This window comes from Stutzerimonas azotifigens, from assembly GCF_013522725.1.
Taxonomy (GTDB): Bacteria; Pseudomonadota; Gammaproteobacteria; order Pseudomonadales; family Pseudomonadaceae; genus Stutzerimonas; species Stutzerimonas azotifigens_A.
In genome coordinates, this window is record NZ_JAAMRF010000012.1 from 56,184 (window position 1) to 79,866 (window position 23,683).

Genomic DNA, 23,683 nt, shown 5'->3' on the forward strand with positions numbered 1-23,683 from the left:
GGTGAGGCTGTGTTCTGAACGCACCCACCCGCTCCTGGTCGGAAATTAAACAACCACCGGGAGACGCAGCGATGACGACAGCCAGCAATCTTTTATGGGGCGCTCTGGCGATAGGCGTGGTGACGGGCATGCGCAGCATGCTGGCGCCGGCCATGGTGAGCCGGGCGCTGGCCGAGCGGCCGGACATCGGCGAGGCGGACGAGCCGGCGCGCACGCTGGCGTCGCAACGTACGCGCCAGTTTCTGATGCCGCTGGCAGCCGCTGAGCTGCTGGGCGACAAGATGCCCTTCGCCCCTGACCGCACCATCGCGCCCTCGATGCTGGCACGCGCCCTGTCCGGTGGGGTCAGCGCGGCAGCGTTGGCGGCGATTCGGCGGCAACCGGTGCTGGTGCCGGCGCTGATCGGGGCGACGGCTGCCTGCGTGGCGGCCAAGGTCGCGATCGACCTGCGCAAGCGCTACCGCACCAATGACCTGGTCAATGCCGCCTTGGGGTTCACCGAGGATTGCCTGGCCATCTCCCTCGGCAAGGCCGGGCTGCGGCGCGCCCTCTAGAGCCGTTTGATGCTCGTGGAGCCGGCTGCCGTAGGGTGGACAACGCTTTGCTTGCCCACCGGCTTCGATACGTCGCATCGCTCCGTTCGGCTCGGCCGCGAGCATGGAGTCTGGCAACCCCTTCGGTCGGCCGCAGGGCCTGTGACGCATCGCTTTCTCGTGGATGGGCGTGCATCATGGCCGCCCCTTGAATCGATCCGCCGCATCTCATGAACCTGCGCTTCTGCCTCATCGCCATGACCGCGCTCGCGGTCGTTACCGATAACCTGATCATCCCGTTCTATCCGCAGTATTTCGCGGAGCGTTTCGGCAATCCGCCCGCCTCCCATGTGGGACTGTATCTGGCGGCGATCAGCCTGACCGTGATGACCGCTTTTCCCTTCTGGGCCCGGCTGGGCAAGCGCGTGCATCCGGTGCGCATCCTGGTCAGCGCCCAGTTCATCGCCGGCAGCCTGACCGCCGCCTGCACCTTCATCGACTCGCTGCCGCTGTTCTGGGTGGTCTCGCTGGTGATGATCGTGTTCAAGGGCAGCTATCTGCTGATGTACCCCTACGTGATGAGCCTTCAGCAGCAGGAAAGTCATACCCAGACCATCGGCACGCTCTCGGTCGTGGTGCACTTCGGCGCCATCCTGGGCGCGGCGGTGGGTGGGCTGATCCTGCAGGTGATGAATATCGGCGATGTTTTCCTGATCATGGCCGCTGGCGACTTCATCCAGATGGCGATCTGCATGCACCTGCTGCGCCGCGGTCTGCCCGACGCCGGCTCGCCGAGCGAGCAGGCCGCCGAAGCCCCTGCGCCTGAGGACGCCGGGGGTCGGGGCCGCAGCCTGGTGGCCATCTACAAGCTGTGCGTCGTGATGCTGCTGTTCTATTGCGTGGGCTACATCACCCGGCCGTTCTTTGCCGTGTATTGGCAGGAAGTGGCACGCTGGAACAGCGAGCTGATGGCCGGGTTCGTCTACTCGCTGCCCGGTGCCATCGCCGTGCTCGCGTTGTGGTGGAGCCGGCGTGCCGCCAACAAGGGCTCCACCCGCGACGGCATTCTCGCGGGACTGCTGCTGGGCGCCGCCGCGACCTTCCTGCAGGGCTTCGAGAACCAGTGGCTGATCCTGCTCGGCCGGGTGCTGTTCGGCTGGGCGCTGTATCAGGTGACGGTACGCCTGGACGCGCTGCTCTTCGAGCTGAGCACGCCGGAGAACTACGCGGTGGACTTCAGCAAGGTGAACATCTTCCAGTGCCTGGGCAACATGGGCGCCGCCTATGGCGCCGGATTACTGGTGAGCCACTACGGCACGGCGATGCCGTTCTGGGTGGGTGCGGCCGGGCTGGTGCTGACGGCGCTGCTGTTCCCCTGGCTGGTCCGCGCGCCGGCAACCGCTCGCACGGCGCAGGCCTGAAGGATTCGAGCGAGCGGCACGCTTTTGTGGGAGTGGCCTCGACGAGCGGCAAGCTATGGCGCCTGCGCCTCGTCCGGCGGGATCTTCAGCAGGGCCTTGGCGATGGATTCGGCCAGGTATTCCACCGAGAACACCCCGCCGTAGGTCCAGGTGGACGGCAGCGAGCCGAAATGCCCGGCTTTGACGAAGGGCATGGCCTGCCACAACGGCGTGCCGAAGATCGCGTCCTGCTGGGCGAAGGGTTCGATATGCAGCACTACGCCGTCACGGATCGCGCCCAGGGTGGTCACCGACGTCTGGGTGATGCCCCAGTCGCTCGCCGGCTGCGGGAAGGCCGGTTCCAGCTGCAGGAGGTCCATGGCCCGCTGCACCATCGAGTTCTGCCCATTGATGTACACCACCGTGGGCGACGAGAAACGGATGACGGTGACCTTCGGCGGCTTGCCTGAGAAATGCGCGAAGAGCTGCTGGCGCAGTGCGTCGATGTGCGATTCCATCTCCGCCAGTCGCTCCTGGGCGAGCGCTTCGCGCCCAAGATGCCGTGCCAGGGCGAGATAGCTGTCGCGCTGCAACGCGTAGTTGTCGGCATCGCGGGCGAAGCTCCTGTAGGACAGCACCGGCGCGATGCGTTCGAGCGTCTTGCGCATGTCCTCCAGCATCGGCGGTATCACGATCAGCCCGGGACGCAGCCTGGCCAGCAGCTCCAGGTTCGGCTCGGTGCGAGAGCCGACGTCGACCACCTGTTCCGGCAGGTCCGGGCGGACCACCCAGGCGCGATAGTCGCCCGCGTCGGCCACGCCCAGCGGCGTAACGTCGAGCTTGAGCAGGTGCTCGGCCGACTCCCAGCTCAGGGCGACCACCCGGGCCTCGTCGGCCGAGGCGGTGAAGGCCAGCGCCGCGCCGAGCAGCGCCAGCAGGCGAGCCCACCTCATGCGAGCCTCCGGCGGACCAGCAGGTAGACGAAATAGGTGCCGCAGATGACCGAGGCAACGATGCCCACCGGTATCTGCAGCGGGAAGATCAGGGTGCGCCCGAGCCAGTCGGCCAGCAGCATGAGGGAGGCGCCCAGCGCCGAGGCCAGCAGCATCTGCGGCAGCGCGCGGCGCGCCCCGAGGATCGCGGCCATGTGCGGCGCCAGCAGGCCGAGGAAGGCCACCGGCCCCATCAGGCTGGTCACCAGCGCGCATAGCAGCGACACCAGCACCAGCAGCCCGACCCGGGTCAGGGTGACGTTCAGGCCCCGGCTGCGCGCCACGCCGTCGCCGATGGAGATCAGGGTCAGGGCGCGATGGAACACCAGGCTCAGGCTGCCCAGCACCAGCACGCCGACGGTCAGGGCGACGGCCTGGGCGGGACTCACCCGGTAGGTGGAGCCGGCCAGCCAGCCGAGCAGCGCGAAGGCATCGGCGGTGCCCTTGGCCAGGCCGAACTGCAACGCCGCATTGAGCAGGGCCGTCAGGGAAATGCCCACCAAAGCCATCAACGCCGGCGAATAGGCATGGCGCCGGCCCAGCAGCAGGAGGATCGCCAGCACCACCAGGCTGCCGACGAAGGCCGCAATGGGCGCCGTGAAGCCCAGCAGCGAGCCGCCGAAGAGCATCAGCGCGACCATCACCGCTAGGGTGGCGCCGGCGGAAAGGCCGAGGATGTCCGGACTGGCCAGCGGATTGCGTAGCAGGCGTTGCAGCATCATCCCCGAGATCGCAAGCCCGCAGCCCGCTGCAGCGGCGGTGAGCATGCGCGGCCAGCGCAGCGACCAGATCAGTGCGTCCGGCCAGGCGAACGACCAACCGTCGAGGCTGCGGGCAAGGGCGACGCTGACGGTCAGCGCCGCGACGGCGAACAGCACGGCCCAGGCCAGATGGCGGCGGTCCATGCGCTCGGCGCCATCGGGAAGCTGCAGGCCACGCGGATCCTCAGCCGAGAGCTGGCGCCGGGACAGCCAGAGCAGGGCCGGCGCGCCGATCAGGGCGGCGGCCGCGCCGCTGGGCACCAGGTCCGTCGTCCAGGTGTTGATGTACAGCGCGACGGCGTCGGTGGCCGTCAACAGCACGGCGCCGAGCAGGGTGCTGAACAGCAGCTCGTCACGCGAGGTCCGCGCACCGAACAGCCGCGCCAGGTTGGGCGTCAGCAGACCGATGAAGCCGATGAGCCCGACGGCGGTAATCGACACCGAAGTCAGCCAGATCGACACCAGGAACAGCGTCAGCATCACCGGCCAGAGGCTCAGGCCGCGCGCCCGCGCGCCGTCGGCGCCCAGCTGCAGCAGGGTCAGTGCGCGGGGTGCCAGCGCCATCACCAGCAGACCCACCAGCAGCTTCGGCCAGAGCCATTCCACCCGGTGCCAGTCGATCTGCGCCAGATCGCCCGCGCCCCAGACGAACAGCCCGCGGGTGTACTGGTTGTTGACCAGGGTGACGCCTGCCGCCAACGCGCCGAGCAGAAGATTCATGGCCATGCCGGCCAGCACGATGGGCAGGCCGGCGATGCCGTCGCGCCCGGCGATCAGCAGCACCAGCCCCACGGCGAACAGGGCGCCGGCGAGCGCGGCCCATTGACCGTGACCGGCCGCCACCGAGGGCAGCCAGAGCGTGGCGCACACCAGGCCCAGCCAGGCACCGGAGCTGGCGCCGATGGTCATCGGCGAGACGAGCCGGTTCTGCGTCATCTGCTGCAGCACGCTGCCGGACAAGCCCATGGCCGCGCCGACCAGCAGGGCCATCACCAGCCGTGGCAATGCGGAAAGACCGAACTCCAGCGCCTCGAAGCTGCCTTCGGCCGCGCCGGTGATGACCGCCCATTGCCGGGCGAAGGGCAGGGCGCTTGCCAGATGCAGGTGGGCGAACACCAGGGGAATGAGCAGCGCGAGCGTCAGGATGTAGCGCCAGGCGTCGCCACGCCGCGCCGGCAGCGCCGGCTCGGCCAGGGCCCGGCTCATCACGGTGCCACCACGGCGATCCGCCGGGCGGCCCCTGGTTGCTCGACCAGCTGGATGTCGATGTCGTAGAGCGCGCTCAAAAGCTCACTCGAAAGCAGTTCGTCCGGCGTGCCGTCGAAGAACACGCGGCCCTGCTTGAGGGCGATGACGCGGTCGGCGAAACGGGTGGTGAGGTTGACGTCGTGCAGAATGGCGACGATGCCGCGGCCGGCCGTCTGGTTGAACATGCGCAGCAGGGCCATGAGTTCGTACTGGTGCGACAGGTCCAGCGCTGACGTGGGTTCGTCCAGCAGGATCAGCGGCGACGCCTGAGCCAGCAGCATGGCGATCCAGGCCCGCTGGCGCTCGCCACCGGACAGGGTGTCGGCCAGATGGTCGGCGAACTGGAGGACGTCGGTCTCGCGCATCGCCTGCTCGACCGCGTCGAGGTCCTCGGCGCGCCAGCGCCCGAGCAGGCCGCGCCAGGGGAAGCGACCGAGCCGCACCAGCTCGCGCACGGTCAGCCCGGCCACTTCGGGCAGGCGCTGCGGCAGAAAAGCCACGCGCCGCGCAAACTCGCGCTGGCTGTAGGCGTCGAGCGGGCGGCCGTCGAGGCGCAGATGACCATGGGCCGGTTCGGCCTGCCGGGCGATGAGGTTCATCAGCGTCGACTTGCCCGAGCCGTTATGGCCCAGGATGACGGTGAAGGCATCCTCTTCGATGTCCAGATGGGGAATGTCCAGGGTGACGCGTCCATCGTGGCGGACGGTGATGTCCTGCATGTTCAGCATTCGGCGGCCAACTCCTGGCGCAAACGTTCGATCCGTTCCGCCTCGCGAATTTTCGGGCAGGTACTGCACAGTACGCCATCGGATCGACGGAAATGTTGGCAGCAGACCTTGCGGCCCAGAGCCAGCCGGTCGCGACCGTCGTCGAGGTGGACGTCGATCAGCGTGCTGTCGCCCTTGAGGCCCAGCGCGGTCAGCCAGCGCTCTTCCAGCACATGGGCCTGGTCGTTGCACAGGCGCTGCTGGCGCTGGACGAGCAGCAGCGCCGCCAACACGTGGTCGGCGGCCAGACGGTTCGCCATCTTCGTGTGGATCGGCGTAATCGCTTGAAATTCTTCCAGCTGGCGCACCATCTGCTCGCGCAACTGCTCGGCGGCAAAATCGATCAGCGCTGTCTGGGCGGCATGGCGCGGGCAGTGCTCGGGGAGGCAGAAGCCGGCCACCACGCCGTCGTTGACCGACTGGCCCATGCCGGTGAGGCATGGCGCGCGCTCGGCCAGGTGTACCGCCAGCAGGCTGAGGTAGATGGGTTGCCAGACCAGCAGCGTCCAGCTGCGGGCGGACCAGTAATGCGGCCCGGCCTCCGGGTGCGCCAGGCGCAAATAGGTGTGCAAGGCGGCGATGCGTTCCTGGTTGCCGATGTCCCCGACCTTCAGTTGGTCGCGCTCGGCTTCACCGACACGGCCGGTAAGCCCCGGAAGGCTATGGGCGGTGACGTCGAGCAAATGCAGAAGGTCGGGATTGGCCTGATACATCGTGGTCGCGTGGAAGCAAAAGAGTGATGCCGGTAAATGCCGGGACGGAGCCGGCAGTTTACTCATCCATTCGCGATTGCATCAAATTATCATTCGCACAACCGATGGGGCGGAGTGTCACGGGCAAGCAGCGGCTCGCGCATTACGCAGGCCGGACGGTTCCCTCGGCAGGCGGACCGTGTTGCGGAATCTGGGATGGGGTATTGGCTGGATAGTCCGGTGTGGCGAAACCCGCGCCCCTTCCCAAAAGGGAGGGGGCGAGAGTGAGTTGGCCCGTCATACATGGGCTGGCGCGATGTGCGTTCGGCTTGCGGCGGGTCAGTCCAGATCCGAGGCAGCGTGGCGCTCGGGCACCTGGTCGGTTTCGTCGCCCCAGGTGCGGTTGACCTTGCGGCCCCGAATCACGGCCGGCCGCTTGGCGATCTCGGCGGCCCAGCGCTGCACGTGCTTGTACTCCTGTACCGAGAGGAATTCCCCCGCCTGGTACAACTCGCCGAGAGCCAGCACGCCGTACCACGGCCAGATCGCCATGTCGGCGATGCTGTATTCATCGCCCGCGATGTAACGCCGCTCGGCGAGCGCGCGGTCCAGCACGTCGAGCTGGCGCTTGGTCTCCATCGCATAACGGTTGATCGGGTACTCGAGCTTCTCCGGCGCGTAGGCATAGAAATGCCCGAAGCCGCCACCGACGAAGGGCGCCGAGCCCATCTGCCAGAACAGCCAGTTCAGCGTTTCGGTACGCGCCGGCCCCTCGCTTGGCAGGAAGGCACCGAACTTTTCCGCCAGGTGCACGAGGATCGAGCCGGACTCGAACACCCGTACCGGCGCTTCGCCGCTGTGGTCCACCAGCGCCGGGATCTTGGAGTTGGGGTTGATCTCGACGAAGCCGCTGGAGAACTGATCGCCCTCGCCGATGCGGATCGGCCAGGCATCGTACTCGGCGCCGCTGTGGCCGAGGGCGAGCAGCTCCTCGAGCATGATGCTGACCTTCACGCCATTAGGCGTGGCGAGCGAGTAGAGCTGCAGCGGGTGCTTGCCCACCGGCAGGACTTTTTCTTCGCGTGCGCCAGCGGTGGGGCGGTTGATGCTGGCAAAGGTGCCACCCGAAGGCGCGGTATCTGTCCAGACCTTTGGCGGCACGTACGCGGTGTTGTCACTCATGGCGATCTCCTAGTCGGATAGAGACGAAACAGCCAAGCACCATGCAGGAAGTGCGGGATGGCGTCTGGCCGATGGATAAAGCCTGCTCGCGCGGCGGCGGGAAGACAACGATTACGTCTTCCCTGGTAGCGGGTCAGGTCGACGACAGCTTCATCAGCACCAGACCGCTGATGATCAATACCGCGGCGAGAAGCCGCATCGCATTGGCGGGCTCGCCCAAGACGGTGATGCCGACGATAAACGCGCCAACCGCCCCGATGCCCGTCCAGATCGTATAGGCCGTGCCGAGCGGCAGCGTTTTCATGGCGGTCGCCAACAGCGCGAAGCTAGCAGCCATCAGGACCAGGGTGAAGAGCGTGGGTGCCAGGCGGGTGAAGCCCTCGGACTGCTTCATCGAAAACGCCCAGGCCACTTCAAGGACGCCCGCAACTATCAGATATAGCCAAGCCATGACGGTTCTCCGTAAAGAACCGGGCCGTCCCGGAAGAGTTGCCCCACGCTGGGGTGAGGTCGTCCTCGCGGCGAGTATAGCGGCTAAAAAGGCGGAGCCGTGCCGAGCGGCATCAAGGCGCGGCTTCCTGAAAAGCCGTCGGCGATTGGAAGTACATCGCCTGGCCTGAATGGCTCCATGTTCATATTCGAACGACGGGGCACTAAACTTTTCCCTTTCATGCGCTGAACGGCGGTGATAGTTTCTGTAACGAAAATGTAGTATTTCGTTTTCGCACATAACAAGAAACCGGAGCCTGTCCATGTTCGCGTTTTTCCGCCCCGCCGCCCACAAGGCGCCTCTGCCTGAAGAAAAGATCGACAGCACCTACCGCCGCCTGCGGTGGCAGATCTTCGCCGGTATCTTCATCGGTTACGCCGGCTATTACCTGCTGCGCAAGAACTTCTCCCTGGCCATGCCATACCTGATCGACGAGGGATACACCCGCGGCCAGTTGGGAGTTGCGATGTCGGCCATCGCGATTGCCTACGGCCTGTCGAAATTCCTCATGGGCCTGGTGTCCGACCGCTCCAACCCACGCTACTTCCTGCCCTTCGGCCTGATGGTGTCGGCCGGGGTGATGTTCATTTTCGGATTCGCGCCCTGGGCCACGTCCAGTGTTGCGATCATGTTCGTTCTGCTGTTCATCAACGGCTGGGCCCAGGGCATGGGATGGCCGCCTAGCGGGCGGACCATGGTGCACTGGTGGTCGCAGAAAGAGCGCGGCGGCGTGGTGTCGGTATGGAACGTGGCGCACAACGTCGGTGGCGGTCTGATCGGGCCTTTGTTCCTGCTGGGTATGGGCTGGACCAACGACTGGCATGCGGCGTTCTACGTACCGGCTGCGGTGGCGATGATGGTCGCGGTGTTCGCATTCGTCACCATGCGCGACACCCCGCAATCGGTCGGCCTGCCGCCGATCGAGCACTACAAGAACGATTACCCGGAAGGCTACGACGCCAGCCATGAAGAGGAATTCAGCGCCAAGGAAATCTTCGTCAAGTACGTGCTGCGCAACAAATTCCTCTGGTACATCGCTCTCGCCAACGTCTTTGTCTACCTGCTGCGCTACGGCGTGCTGGACTGGGCGCCGACCTACCTGAAGGAAGCCAAGCACTTCGACGTCGACAAGACATCCTGGGCGTACTTCCTCTATGAGTGGGCCGGCATTCCCGGCACGCTGTTGTGCGGCTGGATGTCGGACAAGATCTTCAAGGGCAACCGCGGCCTGACCGGCATGGTGTTCATGTTCCTTGTGACGATTGCGACCCTGGTGTACTGGCTCAACCCTGAAGGCAATCCGACCGTCGACATGATCGCGCTGGTGTCCATTGGCTTCCTGATCTACGGCCCGGTCATGCTGATCGGCCTGCAGGCGCTGGAGCTCGCGCCCAAGAAGGCCGCCGGGACTGCGGCAGGCTTCACCGGCCTGTTCGGTTACCTGGGCGGTTCGGTCGCGGCGAGTGCGGCGATGGGCTACACCGTGGACCACTTCGGCTGGGACGGCGGCTTCGTGCTGCTGATCGGCGCATGCATCCTGGCGATGGCCTTCCTTGCACCGACGTTGCGCCACAAGCAGGTAGCCAGCACCTCGCGCACCGTCGAGGCTTGATACGCCGCGCGCGTGAGCTACGCCTGCAGACTCCGGTCTGGCACGCGTGGCTGCGTCAGCACGATGGCATTCAACGCCTCGTGCTGGCGCCTTCGCTTCTCTACTCCTCGAAGCGCCCCGTGCCTTCACGGTCGTGCGCGTATCGTCTCCTGAGCGTAAACGGCGGCAACCAGGCCTCGCGGCGGACCGTCCAGCATTCGTAGGTGGGCGTGAGCTGGTCGGGAGCATCCAGGGACCCCAGGTTCACCTCGATTTCATCTGCCGTGCGGGCGAATACGGACGAGCCGCAGCGGGGGCAGAAATGCCGTCCCGCGAAGTCGCGCGTCTCGCCCTCGACCGTCACCGCCTCCTCGGGGAACACCGCTGCTGCGTAAAACAGGGCGCCATGGTGCTTGCGGCAGTCCAGGCAGTGGCACAGGCCGACCCGATAGGGCCGCCCCGACGCCTCGATTCGGACATTGCCGCACAGGCACCCACCAGTGAATCGGTTCATGGGAGTCTCCTCTGAGTCGCTGCACGTTCGGGTAATGAGCGCGGTAGCGCCGGAGTCATTGGCCGAGCGGCGGCACCACACCTTCGGACAGCATCTTCAACAACCGCGCGCGCCGGCGTTCGAGATCCGCGATCTGCCGTTCGATGGATTTAAGCCGGTCGCGTTGAACCGCAGAGGTCTGCTCGCAGGTAGCGGCCCCTTCGATCATCAGCATGCAATCCGGGAAGCTGCGGATATCCGCCAGGCTGAACCCGGAGGCGATCATTCGCTGGATTTGCCTGACCTGCGTGACGGCCAGCTCGGGAAAGGCCCGGTAACCGTTCTCGCTGCGTGTGGACGCGAGCAGGCCCTGCTCGTCGTAGTGACGTATCGAGCGGACGCTGGCGCCCGTCCTGCGCGCGAGCTCGCCGATACCGAGTGAGGTTTCAAGGGCCGTTCTGCTCATGGCTATCGCGTCTGGTGAGTTGAGAAAAAAGCGCGCGCTCGCGGCTTGACTCTAACACCGGTGTGAGGGTTGAAGCTTAGGCTCCCCGTCCTGTTTGGAGCGATATCATGCCTTATCCTTTGGCCCTCCGTTACCTCTGCGCACTGCTTGTTTCAGCCACCCTACTGGCGACCCAGGCGCTCGCCGACAGCGAACCCATACGCTATACGGTCACCGCGCCAGACGGCGTTTCGTTGGCAGTGCAGGAAGCCGGAAACCCCGATGGTCCTGCCATCGTGTTCGTTCATGGCCTGCTGGGCAGCCGCCTGAACTGGAACGCACAGGTCAACAGCGCGCAGCTGCAACGCTACCGAATGATCACTTACGACCTGCGCGGTCATGGCCTTTCCGGCAAGCCATCGGGCGCCGAGGCCTATACAGAGGGCAGCCGATGGGCGGATGACCTGGCTGCCGTGCTGCACGCAACGCAGGCCAGGCGACCCGTGTTGGTGGGGTGGTCGCTGGGCGGTGCGGTGATCTCCAACTACCTGGCCAGGCATGGCGATGACGACATCGCCGGCGCGGTCTATGTCAACGGGGTGATCGAACTCAGCCCCGAGCAGATCGTGGCGCACCCCGAACTCTACCGGGACTTGAATTCGGCGGACCTGCAGACGCATCTGGAAACCGTGCGGGCGTTCCTGAAGCTCTGCTTCGATACCCAGCCTGACCCGGATACGTTCGAGCTGCTGTTCGCCAACGCGGCGATGGCGTCCTGGGATATGCAGCATGCGGTTCAGTCCATGGGCATCGACGCCGCCAAGGGATTGAGCAACGCCGGCGTGCCGGTGCTGTTGCTCTATGGCGCACGCGACGCGTTGATTCACGCCGAGCCTGCCATTGCGCGTGCCCAGCAGCTGAATCCACACGCCAGAAGCCTTCTATATGCAGGCTCCGGACACGCGCCCTTCTTGGAGGAGTCCGAACGGTTCAATCGCGACCTGGCGCGGTTCGTGGACAGTGCTGGGAAATGAGGCAGGGCTGCTGCGCAGAGCGGCAGGTGGTCGGCCATCGGCGTGCAAGCGCCTCTACCGGCCGTGGCGTGCCAACCCTGAAAGCTCGCGGTCAAGACTGTTCAATGGGCCTTCACATTTCGCATCGATCAGGTGCGCTGCCAGCGACGACCCATCCGGCAAGGCAGTTGCGCCGATCAAACGTCGCCACGGGGAAAGCGGCAGTGGCCGTCATTGCTCATCCATGCCGGGCGACACACGGCCAGCACAAACAAGAACGTGTCACCTCAAACGTATGAGCCATTGAGGGCTTAACCGGAGGTGTTCCATGAGTATCGATCCGCTCGACCGACCCCATGACCAACAGCCCGTACCTGGGCAGGACCAGAATCCGAGTCATTCCCCTGATTTCGTCACCGATAACCCGGACGTTCAGGGAGTCCCCGGTAATCCCGGTGGGCCATCCAGACGACCGGATAATGACCCGACCGAGCCGGGTCTTGGCAACCCGCTTCCTTGAGCGCAACAGGGGACAGACCACGATTCCGGTCAGCCGAAACCTGGTCCGTCCTCTTTTATTTGGAGTCCTCGTGACTGGCCTCGCCGGCCAGAAGCGGACGATGGTAGTGGGCCACAAGGCAATCCGCGATCAAAAACCCGCGGGGCGACGTTGTCACGAGACATCATCCCTGTGGTGTTGCACCAGGAAGTCCACAAAGGCCCTCACCCGAGCAGGCGTCGCCGCGCCGCCAACGAACACGGCGTTGATTGGCTCCCGATCGCCCGGATTGTAAGCCTGGAGCAGCGGGACCAGATTGCCGTCTTTCAAATCCTGCTCCACGGAAAAGGTACCGACACGCGCAATGCCAGCACCGAGCCTCGCCAGCTGGGACAGGGCATCACCGCTGTTGCTTTCAATCGTGCCCGCCACCTTCAAGAAGAAATCGCGCCCCTCCCGGCGAAAAGGCCAATCGGGGAAGGACCGACGAAAATTGAAGCGCAGGCAGTTGTGCTGGAGCAGATCTTCAGGCAGCTGTGGGGTGCCGTGGCGGGCCAGATAGCCAGGGGAAGCGACAATAACCTGGCCGGTTTCGCCTATCTGGCGGGCGGTCAACGGGCTGTCTGCCAGTTGACCGAAGCGGATCGCCACATCCGCCTCCCCGCCCAGGATATCGACCACTTCGTCGCTTAGCACCAGATCCACAAGGATGCCTGGGTAGCGGGCGCCGAACGCGGCTATCAGCGGCAGGACTGACAATCGCCCGTGCGCCAGTGCCGCGCTGACCCGAAGCCGCCCACGTGGCACACCCTGATTAGTGATCGCGTCCTCGACCTCAGCCATGTCCGCGAGAATCCGCCGAGCGGCGCGCAGGTATGCCTCTCCTTCGGCCGTGAGCGTAATGGTTCGGGTAGTGCGTATCAGCAAGCGGGTGCCGATGCGCCGCTCGATGCGCGCGATGATCCTGCTGACGGACGATGGCGTCAGTCCCAAGGCACGCGCGGCAGCAGAAAGGCTGCCTTCCTGCGCGACGGTGGCGAATACGGCCATCTCACCGGAACGCCCGCTCATGTCCATTTGTGCCTCCTGCGCAAAGGTGTTGGTCCTGGCCAACGACTACCGCCAGAAAGCGCTCGATCGTAGCATTTGACTCATAAATGAGGAGCCACCATGCGCATCAACCCACCGCTCGTAGCACTTTCCATCGGCGCCTTCGGCATCGGTGTCACCGAGTTCGCCCCCATGGGCATGCTGCCCGGCATCGCCGCCGACCTCGGCGTGTCGATACCCATGGCGGGTCTGCTGGTCAGCGCCTATGCCATGGGCGTCCTGATCGGCGCTCCGTTGATGACCCTGGCCACTGCCAAGGTGCCGCGCCGTTACCTGCTGATTGGTCTGATGGCCATTTTCACCCTGGGCAACCTGCTGTCGGCGCTGGCCACCGATTACCAGACCCTGCTCATGGCACGCGTGGTCACCTCGCTGAACCATGGCGCGTTCTTTGGCATTGGCTCGGTCGTCGCAGCCAGCCTGGTGCCGCCTGACAAGCGCGCCGGGGCGGTCGCAGCGATGTTCATGGGGCTGACCCTCGCGACCATTGGCGGCGTGCCCCTCGCCGCCTGGTTCGGTGAAACCTTCGGCTGGCGGACGGTTTTCTGGGGCATTGCCGGCCTTGGCGCGGTGGCGATGGCGTCGTTGTGGTGGGCCTTGCCGAACGTTGCTGCGCCCAAAGGCGACGGCATGATGGCGGAAATCCGAGTACTTGGGCGCGGACCAGTGTTGGCAGCGCTGGCGCTGACAGTGGTGGGGTCCAGCGCAATGTTCACCGTATTCACCTACATCGCGCCGATCCTGCGTGAGGCTACGCAGGCGTCGACCAATTTCGTCACGGCAATGCTGGTGCTCTTCGGTGTCGGCCTGACCCTTGGCAACATCTGGGGCGGCAAGGCTGCGGACCGTTCAATCGACCGCACCTTGATCCTTTCGCTTGTGGTGCTCATCGCCGTGCTGGTCGCGTTCTCGGTACTCATGCGCTGGCCAGTGCCGGCCGCCATGGCGATCCTGATCTGGGGTGCAGCCAGTTTCGCCCTGGTGCCGCCATTGCAGATGCGCGTCATGGAAGCGGCGAAGGATGCGCCCAACCTTGCGTCTGCTGTGAACATCGGTGCGTTCAACTTCGGCAATGCCATCGGCGCTGCGCTGGGCGGCGCGGTCATCAATGCGGGCCTGGGATACCCTGCGATCTCGCTGGCGGGCGCGGCAATGGGTGGGGTAGGACTGCTGATGGTGCTGGCCATGACCTGGCGTTCGAAGCGCGGGATGCGGCAGGCCTGCCCTGCTATAGCTGAGTGAGGTAACCGCAATTAGGCGGCCGGGATCGGCCGCTTCGGCTAAAAGCAGACATCCGCAGGTGTTTGAATCGGGGCTCTAGGAGGACGATCGATTTAGACACAGACCACCGCTGTCCACAGCACGCTGATCAGTGTCGGATCTCGCCAACGTCCACTTATCGGCTCTCGTTTCGTTGAGGATTCTCGCGGCATCCCGCGCAGGGGGAAGGCCGAATACTCGAGCATAATCCCGAGTGAATTGCGTGGCGCTTTCATAGCCCACCTCGAACGCGGCGGCCGTGACGCTTTTGGCACTGGCTACCATGAGCGTTCGGGCCTGGAGCAGGCGAACCCGTTTCTGATACTGCAATGGGCTTAGCGTCGTGACTGCTTTGAAATGCCGGTGAAAAGCCGAAACGCTCATGGCCGCTTTTCGCGCCAGGCTTTCCACTCTGATGGGTTCAGCAAAGTCGCGTCGAATCCACTGAATGGCCAGGTTTACACGGGCCATGGCGGTGTCCGGTGCGGCTATCTCTCGCAACATCCAGCCGTGCGGGCCCTGTAACACGCGAAACAGGATCTCGCGCTCATACGCGGGCGCTAGTGCTGCGATGGCGTCGGGGTCGCCCATGAGTCGAAGCATGCGCACCCAGGCATCCATCAGTTCTGGCGTGACGGCCGCCACCGAAAATCCGGGGTCGTTGTCATATCGCCCCGTCGGTTTGGGAAGGTCGGCCAGCAATGTGGCGAGCACCGTCGGATCGAGTGTCAGGCTGACGGCCAGATACGGCTCGCCTGATGCAGCGGCGTGCACCGCCCCCACCGCGGGCAAGTCGATGGACATCACGAAATACGTCGCCGGGTCATAGCGCAGGGTGCGGTCCCCCACCGTCATCGTTTTGCTGCCTTGCAGGATCAGGTTGATCATCGGGTCGTAGACGGCAGCCAGCATGTGCTCGGGAATTTTGCCCTGGACCATGGCCACTCGCGGGATGCCCGTCTCGGTGCGGCGATTTTCGGCCTTGGCCGCCAAGGCGCGCAGTTCAGGCAGTTGATTTTTCATGAGAGAGATGTTGACCGTAGACCGATGCGCCGCACAAGGGAAAAGCAGAAACAGGCAAGTTTGGAGTAGGAACTGCTGCGTCGGCGAGGGGGTGCGTCGCTACTGTGGTGACTCATTCATCGACAGCGGAGCACCCCATGAGCGTTATCGTCATCACCGGAGGCAGCCGTGGGATCGGTGCCAGCACGGCGCGGCACATTGCCGAGCGTGGCACGGGGGTCATCCTGACTTACAACAACAATGTTCAAGCGGCGGCAGAGGTCGTAGGCAGTATCGAGCAGGCCGGTGGTAAAGCCGTTGCGCTCGAACTGGATGTCGGCGAGGTAGGCGGTTTCGAGGCTTTTCGAGAAGCGGTCGTGATGACCTTGAGGGACGTCTGGGGCATCAGCACGCTCGCTGGCCTGGTCAACAATGCGGGGTATGGCTTGTTCAACCCATTGCAGACGGTCAGCGAAGCGCAGTTCGACGGTTTGTTCAATGTTCACCTGAAAGGTCCGTTCTTCCTGACCCAGGCACTTCTTCCGTTGCTGGAAGAGAACGCCAGCATCGTCAACCTGACCAGCGCCACCACCCGTGTTGCCACTGCCGGGGTGGCACCATATGCGGCGTTCAAAGGTGGGCTGGAAGTGCTTACGCGCTATATGGCCAAGGAGTTCGGTGATCGGCGTATACGGGCCAATGCGGTTTCACCTGGAGCAATCCGAACCGAATTGGGCGGCGGGCTCAACGATGAGTTCGAGGCGATGCTGGCTGGGCAAACCGCGCTGGGCAGGGTGGGCGAGCCTGAAGATGTGGCGCGGGTCATTGCCATGCTGTTGTCCGAAGACGGCGCCTGGGTCAATGCCCAGACCATCGAAGTGGCGGGCGGCTACACCATTTGAACAAGCGAGGGCTTTGACATGCTGGATCATATTTTTCTGTCGGTCAGTGACATTGATCGCTCCATCCGCTTCTACGAAGCGGCGCTGACGCCGCTTGGCATTACCGCGCGTCTGGACTACGACGGCCAAGATGGTCCGCCAGGCCATCCTGATCTCAAAGGCTTCGGCGCCAATGGCCGGATGTTCTTCTGGCTGCGCGAGGGTGTGGTCGAGGGGCGAGCGGCTCATGTAGGTTTCGTGGCGAGCAGCAAGGCCGAGGTCGAGGCCGCCTATGCTGCCGCGATGAGTCAGGGCGCTGTCGACAATGGCGCGCCGGGTCCCCGGCTGCATTACGACCCTAACTACTATGCCGCGAACGTGCTGGACCCGGATGGGTACAGTGTGGAGTTCGTCTACAAGAACTGGCAGCACGCCAAATGAGAACTTTGCTGATTTACGGCGCGACGGGTTACACCGGCCGCATGGCCGTCGAGCGGGCGGAAGGACTGGGTCTCAATCTCGAAATAGCGGGGCGTAATGAAGATCGGCTGGCTCATCTTGCTGAGCAGCTAGAGATTCCTTATCGCGTATTCGCAGCAGATGCTCAGGCCGCAGAGGCGCTGGATGGCGTAGACGTGCTGCTGAACGTTGCCGGGCCTTTCGTCCAGACCGCCGAGGCTCTGATGCACGCGTGCATGAAAGCTGGTGTGGATTACCTGGACATCACTGCCGAAATCAATATCTATCGACTCGCAGAACGGCTGGGTGCTCAGGCTGCCAAGGCGGGCGTGATGCTCCTGCCAGGCGTCGGCTGGGATGTCGTCCCCACGGACTGTCTGGCCATGCACGTGGCCCAGCGGGTTGCCAGCCCTCATGCGCTGAGCATTGCGTTGCAGGTTCCGGGGTCCATGTCGCGGGGTTCGGCAATGAGCGTCAGCGAAATCATCGGGGCAGGCCTGCTCGCGAGGGTCAACGGTCAACTCGTTGCGACGCCTGATGCGCAGCCTCGGCAGTTTGATTTCGGTGACGGGCCGGTGACGTGCCAGCCGTTGTCTTTCGGTGACCTGGTGACCGGGTGGCATTCGACAGGCATCCCCAACATCGCAATGTTCGTGCATATTTCGGGCGACGCCTTTCCCGAGGGCGACGTGTCACAGCTGCCTGATGGCCCCAGTGCCCATGAGCGGGACGCCCATCGGGCTCGCGCGGTGGCAGAGGTCACTGCCGCAGATGGCAGCGTTGCACAATCCATGATCGAGACGGTGAACGGATATTCCTACACGCCATTGGCTGCCATCGAAGCGGCGCGCCGCGTGTTGAGCGGCGAGCGCAAGCCGGGTTTTGGAACGCCTGCGCGGACCTTCGGTGGTGGGTTCGCCGAGAGCATCGCCGGAACGACCATCACTGATCGCTGAGCCCCCTGGGTGAGCGGCAATGCGGCGTTGCTCAGGGATTAGTAGCGCCGTCGCTAGCTTCGAACTCAAGGGAAATCAGCTTGCCGGCAAGCTGCGCCACTTCCACCAGGCGCCTGAGAGACATGCCACTGCACGCCGCCGCCGACAGCCCCCGCAGGGTGATGAGCACGTAGTCAGCCAGCACCTGAGCGGCGTCCGGGCGGACCTGATCAAGGTAACGGCGTATCGCCTGGATGCCAACGTTACCCAGTTTCTCGGCCATGTCTCGGGCGGTCGGATCGTCCGCGCGCATGCCCTCGGTGATCAGGCAACCGCGCATAGCCCGGTCTCTTCCGTATTGCTTCGCAGCGGCAACCAGCAGTGCGGTCAGTGCTTGTGCAGGCGGTCGATCCGGCCCCAGCAGCTTGTCCATAGGCAGCGCGTTTTCACCGGCGTAGCGATGCATCGCACGCTCGAACAGCTCGGCTTTGCTGCCATAAGCGGCGTAAAAGCTCGGCGGCTTGATGTTCATGGCCTCGGTCAGGTCGGACAGGCTGACCGCGTCGAAACCGCGCTGGTGAAACAGCGCCTGTGCGATGGCTATCCCTTGCTCACGGTCAAAGGCGGGGCGGCGCTGCCGGGGTTTTTCGTTCATGGCGATCTCGTACAGTCGATGCGATTAATGTAGCGATCACTACAACAAATTTCAATCGAGGAGCGCTAAACAAGCAATGTAGCAGTCACTAAATAGATTGCGCCTCGCTATTTACCTATGTAGTGTTCACTACATATTCACTCCCAGAGGTATTGCCTCATGCTGTTTGAAAACAAGGTGGTTCTGGTCACTGGTGGCTCTTCGGGCCTTGGCTTCGCCATCGCGGAAGCGTTCGCCAGCCAGGGCGCCAAGCTGGTCATCACCGGGCGCCGCCAGCCTCAGCTCGATGAAGCCGTTAAAAACCTCGGCGAGAACGCCTCCGCCGTCTGCGCGGACATTTCCAACCCTACCGACCTGGCCGAGCTGTACAGCCACATCAGCGCGGTGCATGGCCGTATCGATGTGCTGATCGCCAATGCCGGGACGGGTGAAATCGAGCCCCTGGGTGCGATCACCGAAGCAGGCTTCGATCGGCTCTTCACGACCAATGTCAAAGGCACGACCTTCACCGTGCAGGGCGCGCTGCCGTTGATGGGAGAGGGAAGCAGCGTCGTCGTCATCGGCTCGACCGCCTCGATCAACCCCGGTCCCGGTTTGAGTGTCTACGGAGCCACCAAGGCCGCACTCCGTTCGCTGGTGCGCAGCTGGATTCTGGATATCAAAGGCTCTGGTGTGCGCATCAACCTGCTCAGTCCTGGCCCGGTGGACACCCCGTCCCTGCGCAACGTGCTGGGTGAAAACGCGCAGAAGGTGATTGATGCACTCAGCGAAAAGAGCACCCTCGGTCGGATCGGCCAGGCGCATGAGATCGGTCAGGCCGCGCTCTTCCTGGCGAGCGATGCATCGAGCTATGTCAATGGGGCTGAGTTGTTCGCGGACGGTGGGGCTTCCCAGATCTGAGATGTCGCTGAGCAGCCGCGTCGTCCTGCGGCGATCCCTATCTCAAGGATAGGGGTCATGAGCTTCCACTACGTCAGTGCCGGGGGAAACTTCGTGCCCGGTGGGCCTATAGCCTCCGACGTAGATGCACTGTTTTCGCTATTCGCCAATGTGAATGTAGCGATTTTGCTGCTTGCTCGACCTGTCGTGCGGTCGGCAACGGCCGTTGTTGATACGCGCCCTACAACCTGCCGAGCGATCGGCGTCTTATGGAGTTATCTGATGAGTGAGTTCGCGGGTTCAGCAATCGATCATGTCGGCATCGGTGTTTCGGACATAGCGCATGCGCGCGTCTTCTATGAGCAGGCACTCCAGCCGCTAGGAATCACATTGATTATGGAGGCCTATCCTCCGCGATCGAAGCCTCGGCGACTGGGTTTCGGTTCCGCAGGAAAGCCATTCCTCTGGCTGCATGAAGCTGCCGTCCCCAGCCAAGGGGCGCATATAGCGTTGATCACGCAGAGTCACAGGGAGGTGGACGCGTTCTATGAGGCCGCCATGGCAGCTGGCGGACGCGATAATGGAGCGCCGGGCATCAGGCCCCATTACCACTCCAACTATTACGCGGCTTATATATTGGCCCCTGACGGAGTGAATCTGGAGGCCGTTTGCCAGCTACCGGCTTAAGTGCCGGCTGTAGGTAAGCGGTCGTTCTCGCACAAGTTTCCTAGGCATGGCTGCGGGATGAAAAACAGGTCTTTGTCTAATTTCTCGGGTCTCAGTTCTACTTCATCGCTTCGTGAGAAGTACAAGCTGCATCCACCATCAAAAGCGCGAAAGTGGATGCATGTTTCCCTTGCACCCGTCAGCTTTTAGGCGCTCCTTGCTCAACCATTGCGCGCCAAATTTGAACGCTGGAACGCTCCTGCATCTTTGCATGCCACGCTTTGAGCGCGACGCAGTCTTCAGGCACTGGAAGCTTGACCAATGACGCGAAGATCATTCCACCCAGGACCGCGATGTCAGCCATCGAAAACTTGTCACCCGCTACGAACGGCCGAGACTTGAGCAGGTGATCGAAGTAACGCATGCCCCGGACCGCCTTCTCACCCATTTTTGTGCCCCACTCAGCGTTTTGGTACAGCTCCACCTTCGGCCCCAGGCCTGGCGTGGCGTGGTGGAAATAAACGCTCACCGCATCAAGAAATTCGATCTCGGCGCGTTTGGTCATCATGTGGATGATTCCCTTCTCTAATGGCGTTTCGCCCGTTAGCGTCGGATTACCATCCAGCGTATCCAGATACTGAGTGATCGCGGTGCATTCTGCGATCAGGGTTCCATCCTTGAGCTCAAGCACGGGAAGTGTTCCCGAGTAATTGATAGCCAGGAAGTCGGGCTCTTTGTGTTCGCCTGTCCAGAGATTTACAGACACGAAATCAATCTTCGGTAACAGCCCTTTCTCCGCCAAAGCAATTCGTACCCGGGCTGGATACGGGCCATCGAACCAGTCGTAGATTTTCATGGGAGAAATTGCTGAAGCGTCAGCCTGCTGTGATGCGATGGTCATGGTGAGCTACCTGCCTGTCAGTTGGTAGGTAAAGACTGCGCCGCCACTGTTTGCTTGTCAACACCCTACCTGTCAGTTGGCAGGTATAGGGGGCTAGAGTAGGATGTGGTCACACGAGCCTTAAGATAAAGCGAGGTTGGACAGTGAGCGAAAACGCTCGAGAGGCCATTCTGACGGCGGCTAGGTCTGCAGCCCAGTTGCACGGTTATAGCGGAATCAATTTCCGTAGCATCGCTGATGAAATTGGTATCAAGAATGCGAGCATCTATTACCACTTCTCCAGCAAAGCAGCCTTAGGCGCTGCAGTTGCCCGGCGTTACTGGCAAGACACGTCGACCTTGCTCGCAGAAATTCGCGCGCACAATCCTGATCCATGGCAACGCTTACGGGCGTTCCCATCGATATTCCGTAAGTCCCTAGAGAATGCAAACAGACTCTGCCTTTCCAGTTTCATGGCGGCCGAATACGAGGATCTGCCCGAGGAAGTCCTGGCTGAAGTCAGGGCATTCGCGGACGTCAATGTGGCGTGGTTGACTGAAGCGCTGGCGGACGCTGGCTGGGGCAGCGCGCAAGACCGTGATCGACGAGCTCGTGCCATCTACACGGCCGTTGCGGGTGCGCAACTGATAGCGCGGTCCCGGACAGATCTTCACTTGTTCGATGATCTGATATCGAGCTATCAGGAGGCAGGTTTGATTCCAGCCTGATTCTTACCATTTACAGCCTCGTACGGTTGGTGCGCACTGAACCGAGCAGCTGTCGTGGGGTCTGCCGTTGCGGGCCCCACAACGGTACGACCGCATGACCACGCTTGAAGCCGACCGCCAGCGACTGGAGCGTTACGACGTCCACGCGGACGAATATCTACTGGCAATCATCACCGATGAAGACCATGCCTCGCAGGTCGAACTCGACGACGGGCAGGTCGCCTGGCGCTCCACCTTGCGACATGATCGCCTGCACCGTTTTGTTGACGACGCCGGCCGCGCGCACTATCGCTTAGAGGATATCCCGCCCGAACAAGGCGGTGAATTTCAGCTGGTCAGCCTGATCGCCGAAGGCGGCCGGGGAGCCGAGTTCTCCGAGCTGGTCATGTTCGGTAAGCGACTGCTGACCTTCGACGACCGCACCGGGCTGATCTGCGAGATCCGAGCTCAGAACCAGTTGGTTCCTCGGCAAATCCTGATGACCGGCAGCGGCGATGAGCGTTTCAAGGGATTCAAAAGCGAGTGGGCCACACTCTGGGAGGATCGCCTGGTGGTCGGCAGCCACGGCAAGCGGTCCGAGGAGGAGTGGGTCAAGCTGGTCGACCGCAACTACGGCCTACAGAGCATCAATTGGCAGGATCGCTATGCACTCATCCGCGAAGCGCTGGGCGTCGGGGAACACGGCTACGTGATTCACGAGGCCGTAGAATGGCACCCGTATCGGCGCCAATGGCTGTTCTTCCCGCGCAAGGTATCCACCGAGCCTTTCGACGAGTTGATCGACGGGCGCGAGCGCGGCAGCAACAAACTGGTAGTCGCCAGCGAGGATTTCAGCGATATCCGGGTGCTCGAAGTCGGTGACTGCGTGCCCGAGCGCGGAATCTCATCGTTTAAGCTGGTGCCTGGCCATCCGGACGAGTGTGTCGGCCTCAAGAGCGTAGAGGTCGGCGATCGCACCGAGAGTTATCTCTTCTGCTTCAATCTCGATGGCCAAGTCCTCACCGACGATCTATTCATCGGTGATTACAAGTGTGAGGGCGTGGAATTCCTCTAGCTGGGACAACAGGCCAGCAAACTCTAGCGCGAATGTGACGGGGGCGTTTCTTCCCTAGGGTCAGACCTGGCGGAGTGCGGAGTGCAAAACATGTGGTAGGCGTAAGACATTTGTCCGAGAGCCGAATAAATTGGTACTTTCCGCCGCCGCCGGCTATTGGTTACAAAGCTCGGCGGGCAAATGCTTCATGCTCTCACGAAAGAAGCGCCTCTCTGTAGGGCGGAGGCTATTCTTCAAGCTTTCAAGGCGATCAACCGCATCGTAGGCCTGCTTGCATAACCCTTGCTCATACGCGGAATACCACGCCGTCTCGAGCAACAAATTAGCCAGCTGTAGGGGTGGATACTGAACTCGTGACGTGTCGCTCTCTTCTACCGCAAATGCGGCGGCGCTAGACCAATCAGTGAAACCTTTGGCCTTTGAAAAAGCGGCATGGAACGGCCGAACGGCTTCCAGCGCGCTCATCAGCACCAGCGGCAAAAGGCATGACGATGCGGCAAAACGCATGGCCATTATCAAGGAAGCATTCAAAAGCATGGCGTTGATGTAACCGAGCCGGAGTATCCGTTCGCAGATCCTCGGTACTCAGATGAACCTAGCCTTGTTGGGTATTTAAAGCGCAGCCCCAGTGTCTTCACTCCGCTTCGACGATGATGTTCGAATCATAGCGATCGCGCGCGGCGCGGAAATCTCCAGCGCTTTCTATGACCCACATCCACAAGGGAATCATATTCGCGAGCAGGCCTCGGCCCAGTTCGGATAATTCGTAATCGACACGCGGCGGTACTTCGCTGTGATCGCGCCGCACGATCAAACCGTCCCTTTCAAGCTGGCGCAAACTGCGGGTCAACATCCGCTGCGTTACGCCCTCCATACGTCTGGCTATCTCTGCATGGCGCAGTCGCCCCTCGACCCCCAATGTATGGACGATTCCCAGCGACCAGCGATTACCGGCATGGCTTAGTACTTCGCGCTTCAGGCCATCGTCTTCAGCACTTAACGCTTCGCACGCCGCTTGCGACTGTCTGATGATTTCATCGTGGTCCATTCGCCCCCCAGGATCACTCG

26 protein-coding genes are annotated in these 23,683 nt (G+C 62.9%); 12 read left to right on the forward strand and 14 right to left on the reverse strand.

The features are described 5' to 3' along the window. Positions 1-71 precede the first annotated feature (71 nt). Entirely contained in the window at positions 72-554 is a 483-nt protein-coding gene (locus G7026_RS20290) for a DUF4126 domain-containing protein (protein ID WP_181072853.1), read from the forward strand. A gap of 209 nt (positions 555-763) precedes the next feature. Further along, positions 764-1,954: an MFS transporter gene (locus G7026_RS20295; protein WP_181072855.1), complete on the forward strand. Its 1,191-nt coding sequence runs from the start codon at positions 764-766 to the stop codon at positions 1,952-1,954. A gap of 53 nt (positions 1,955-2,007) precedes the next feature. Here G7026_RS20295 and G7026_RS20300 read toward each other — a convergent pair whose 3' ends face one another. The 6 genes from G7026_RS20300 to G7026_RS20325 form a co-directional block, all read right to left on the reverse strand. Beyond that, positions 2,008-2,886: an ABC transporter substrate-binding protein gene (locus G7026_RS20300; RefSeq protein WP_181072857.1), complete on the reverse strand. Its 879-nt coding sequence runs from the start codon at positions 2,884-2,886 to the stop codon at positions 2,008-2,010. Continuing rightward, positions 2,883-4,892 (reverse strand): Fe(3+)-hydroxamate ABC transporter permease FhuB, encoded by a 2,010-nt coding sequence (fhuB, locus tag G7026_RS20305; RefSeq protein WP_181072859.1) that lies wholly within the window; start codon positions 4,890-4,892, stop codon positions 2,883-2,885. The genes G7026_RS20300 and fhuB overlap by 4 nt, the downstream gene beginning before the upstream one ends. Then, on the reverse strand, positions 4,892-5,662 hold the full coding sequence (locus G7026_RS20310) for an ABC transporter ATP-binding protein (RefSeq protein ID WP_181072861.1): 771 nt from the start codon (positions 5,660-5,662) through the stop codon (positions 4,892-4,894). Before G7026_RS20310 ends, fhuB begins: the two co-directional genes overlap by 1 nt. After that, positions 5,656-6,414, reverse strand: coding sequence for a siderophore ferric iron reductase (locus G7026_RS20315; protein WP_181072863.1), 759 nt, complete (start codon positions 6,412-6,414; stop codon positions 5,656-5,658). Before G7026_RS20315 ends, G7026_RS20310 begins: the two co-directional genes overlap by 7 nt. Positions 6,415-6,732: 318 nt before the next feature. Then, a complete protein-coding gene (gene yghU / locus G7026_RS20320) occupies positions 6,733-7,575 on the reverse strand; it encodes a glutathione-dependent disulfide-bond oxidoreductase (RefSeq protein WP_181072865.1) in 843 nt (280 codons plus the stop codon). A gap of 133 nt (positions 7,576-7,708) precedes the next feature. Then, positions 7,709-8,026 carry a DMT family transporter gene (locus G7026_RS20325; RefSeq protein ID WP_181072867.1) on the reverse strand — a complete coding sequence of 106 codons (318 nt, stop codon included), beginning with the start codon at positions 8,024-8,026 and terminating at the stop codon, positions 7,709-7,711. Between the two features lie 301 nt (positions 8,027-8,327). Between G7026_RS20325 and glpT the strand changes: the two genes are divergently transcribed. Continuing rightward, positions 8,328-9,677 carry a glycerol-3-phosphate transporter gene (glpT, locus tag G7026_RS20330; protein ID WP_181072869.1) on the forward strand — a complete coding sequence of 450 codons (1,350 nt, stop codon included), beginning with the start codon at positions 8,328-8,330 and terminating at the stop codon, positions 9,675-9,677. A 100-nt stretch (positions 9,678-9,777) separates the two neighbouring features. Here the strand turns inward: glpT and G7026_RS20335 are convergent, their stop codons facing one another. Both G7026_RS20335 and G7026_RS20340 read right to left on the reverse strand, forming a co-directional pair. Then, a complete protein-coding gene (locus tag G7026_RS20335) occupies positions 9,778-10,170 on the reverse strand; it encodes a GFA family protein (protein WP_181072871.1) in 393 nt (130 codons plus the stop codon). Between the two features lie 55 nt (positions 10,171-10,225). Beyond that, complete coding sequence (locus tag G7026_RS20340) at positions 10,226-10,615, reverse strand: MerR family transcriptional regulator (RefSeq protein ID WP_181072872.1); 390 nt, start codon at positions 10,613-10,615, stop codon at positions 10,226-10,228. 107 nt (positions 10,616-10,722) lie between these two features. Here G7026_RS20340 and G7026_RS20345 point away from each other — a divergent pair, with 107 nt between their 5' ends. Continuing rightward, complete coding sequence (locus G7026_RS20345) at positions 10,723-11,628, forward strand: alpha/beta fold hydrolase (RefSeq protein WP_181072874.1); 906 nt, start codon at positions 10,723-10,725, stop codon at positions 11,626-11,628. Between the two features lie 652 nt (positions 11,629-12,280). On the opposite strand, the gene G7026_RS20350 is transcribed toward G7026_RS20345, so the two are convergent. Continuing rightward, a complete protein-coding gene (locus G7026_RS20350) occupies positions 12,281-13,183 on the reverse strand; it encodes a LysR substrate-binding domain-containing protein (protein ID WP_181072876.1) in 903 nt (300 codons plus the stop codon). Positions 13,184-13,276: 93 nt separating this feature from the next. On the opposite strand from G7026_RS20350, the gene G7026_RS20355 reads away from it, so the two are divergent. Beyond that, the gene (locus tag G7026_RS20355; protein ID WP_181072878.1) at positions 13,277-14,458 is read left to right on the forward strand and encodes an MFS transporter; all 1,182 of its coding nucleotides are present in this window, start codon (positions 13,277-13,279) and stop codon (positions 14,456-14,458) included. Positions 14,459-14,533: 75 nt separating this feature from the next. Here G7026_RS20355 and G7026_RS20360 read toward each other — a convergent pair whose 3' ends face one another. Continuing rightward, entirely contained in the window at positions 14,534-15,499 is a 966-nt protein-coding gene (locus tag G7026_RS20360) for an AraC family transcriptional regulator (RefSeq protein ID WP_258190382.1), read from the reverse strand. 137 nt (positions 15,500-15,636) lie between these two features. On the opposite strand from G7026_RS20360, the gene G7026_RS20365 reads away from it, so the two are divergent. Genes G7026_RS20365 through G7026_RS20375 form a run of 3 tightly spaced genes read left to right on the forward strand, consistent with a single transcriptional unit; the run spans position 15,637 to position 17,774 of the window. Next, positions 15,637-16,380 carry an SDR family NAD(P)-dependent oxidoreductase gene (locus G7026_RS20365; protein ID WP_181072880.1) on the forward strand — a complete coding sequence of 248 codons (744 nt, stop codon included), beginning with the start codon at positions 15,637-15,639 and terminating at the stop codon, positions 16,378-16,380. Positions 16,381-16,398: 18 nt separating this feature from the next. Then, entirely contained in the window at positions 16,399-16,800 is a 402-nt protein-coding gene (locus tag G7026_RS20370; RefSeq protein WP_181072882.1) for a VOC family protein, read from the forward strand. Then, positions 16,797-17,774 carry a saccharopine dehydrogenase family protein gene (locus G7026_RS20375; protein WP_181072884.1) on the forward strand — a complete coding sequence of 326 codons (978 nt, stop codon included), beginning with the start codon at positions 16,797-16,799 and terminating at the stop codon, positions 17,772-17,774. The genes G7026_RS20370 and G7026_RS20375 overlap by 4 nt, the downstream gene beginning before the upstream one ends. A 31-nt stretch (positions 17,775-17,805) precedes the next feature. On the opposite strand, the gene G7026_RS20380 is transcribed toward G7026_RS20375, so the two are convergent. Continuing rightward, a complete protein-coding gene (locus tag G7026_RS20380) occupies positions 17,806-18,408 on the reverse strand; it encodes a TetR/AcrR family transcriptional regulator (protein ID WP_181072885.1) in 603 nt (200 codons plus the stop codon). Positions 18,409-18,567: 159 nt separating this feature from the next. Between G7026_RS20380 and G7026_RS20385 the strand changes: the two genes are divergently transcribed. Both G7026_RS20385 and G7026_RS20390 read left to right on the forward strand, forming a co-directional pair. Continuing rightward, a complete protein-coding gene (locus G7026_RS20385; protein WP_181072887.1) occupies positions 18,568-19,308 on the forward strand; it encodes an SDR family NAD(P)-dependent oxidoreductase in 741 nt (246 codons plus the stop codon). Positions 19,309-19,365: 57 nt separating this feature from the next. Further along, a complete protein-coding gene (locus G7026_RS20390; RefSeq protein WP_258190383.1) occupies positions 19,366-19,974 on the forward strand; it encodes a VOC family protein in 609 nt (202 codons plus the stop codon). 178 nt (positions 19,975-20,152) lie between these two features. On the opposite strand, the gene G7026_RS20395 is transcribed toward G7026_RS20390, so the two are convergent. Beyond that, positions 20,153-20,809, reverse strand: coding sequence for a glutathione S-transferase (locus G7026_RS20395; protein WP_181072984.1), 657 nt, complete (start codon positions 20,807-20,809; stop codon positions 20,153-20,155). Between the two features lie 188 nt (positions 20,810-20,997). Between G7026_RS20395 and G7026_RS20400 the strand changes: the two genes are divergently transcribed. Both G7026_RS20400 and G7026_RS20405 read left to right on the forward strand, forming a co-directional pair. After that, on the forward strand, positions 20,998-21,561 hold the full coding sequence (locus G7026_RS20400; RefSeq protein WP_181072889.1) for a TetR/AcrR family transcriptional regulator: 564 nt from the start codon (positions 20,998-21,000) through the stop codon (positions 21,559-21,561). Positions 21,562-21,655: 94 nt separating this feature from the next. Beyond that, complete coding sequence (locus G7026_RS20405) at positions 21,656-22,615, forward strand: hypothetical protein (protein WP_181072891.1); 960 nt, start codon at positions 21,656-21,658, stop codon at positions 22,613-22,615. Between the two features lie 153 nt (positions 22,616-22,768). Here G7026_RS20405 and G7026_RS20410 read toward each other — a convergent pair whose 3' ends face one another. Both G7026_RS20410 and G7026_RS20415 read right to left on the reverse strand, forming a co-directional pair. Further along, complete coding sequence (locus G7026_RS20410; RefSeq protein ID WP_181072894.1) at positions 22,769-23,122, reverse strand: hypothetical protein; 354 nt, start codon at positions 23,120-23,122, stop codon at positions 22,769-22,771. A 127-nt stretch (positions 23,123-23,249) separates the two neighbouring features. Continuing rightward, complete coding sequence (locus G7026_RS20415; protein WP_181072895.1) at positions 23,250-23,663, reverse strand: winged helix-turn-helix transcriptional regulator; 414 nt, start codon at positions 23,661-23,663, stop codon at positions 23,250-23,252. Positions 23,664-23,683: the final 20 nt, after the last annotated feature.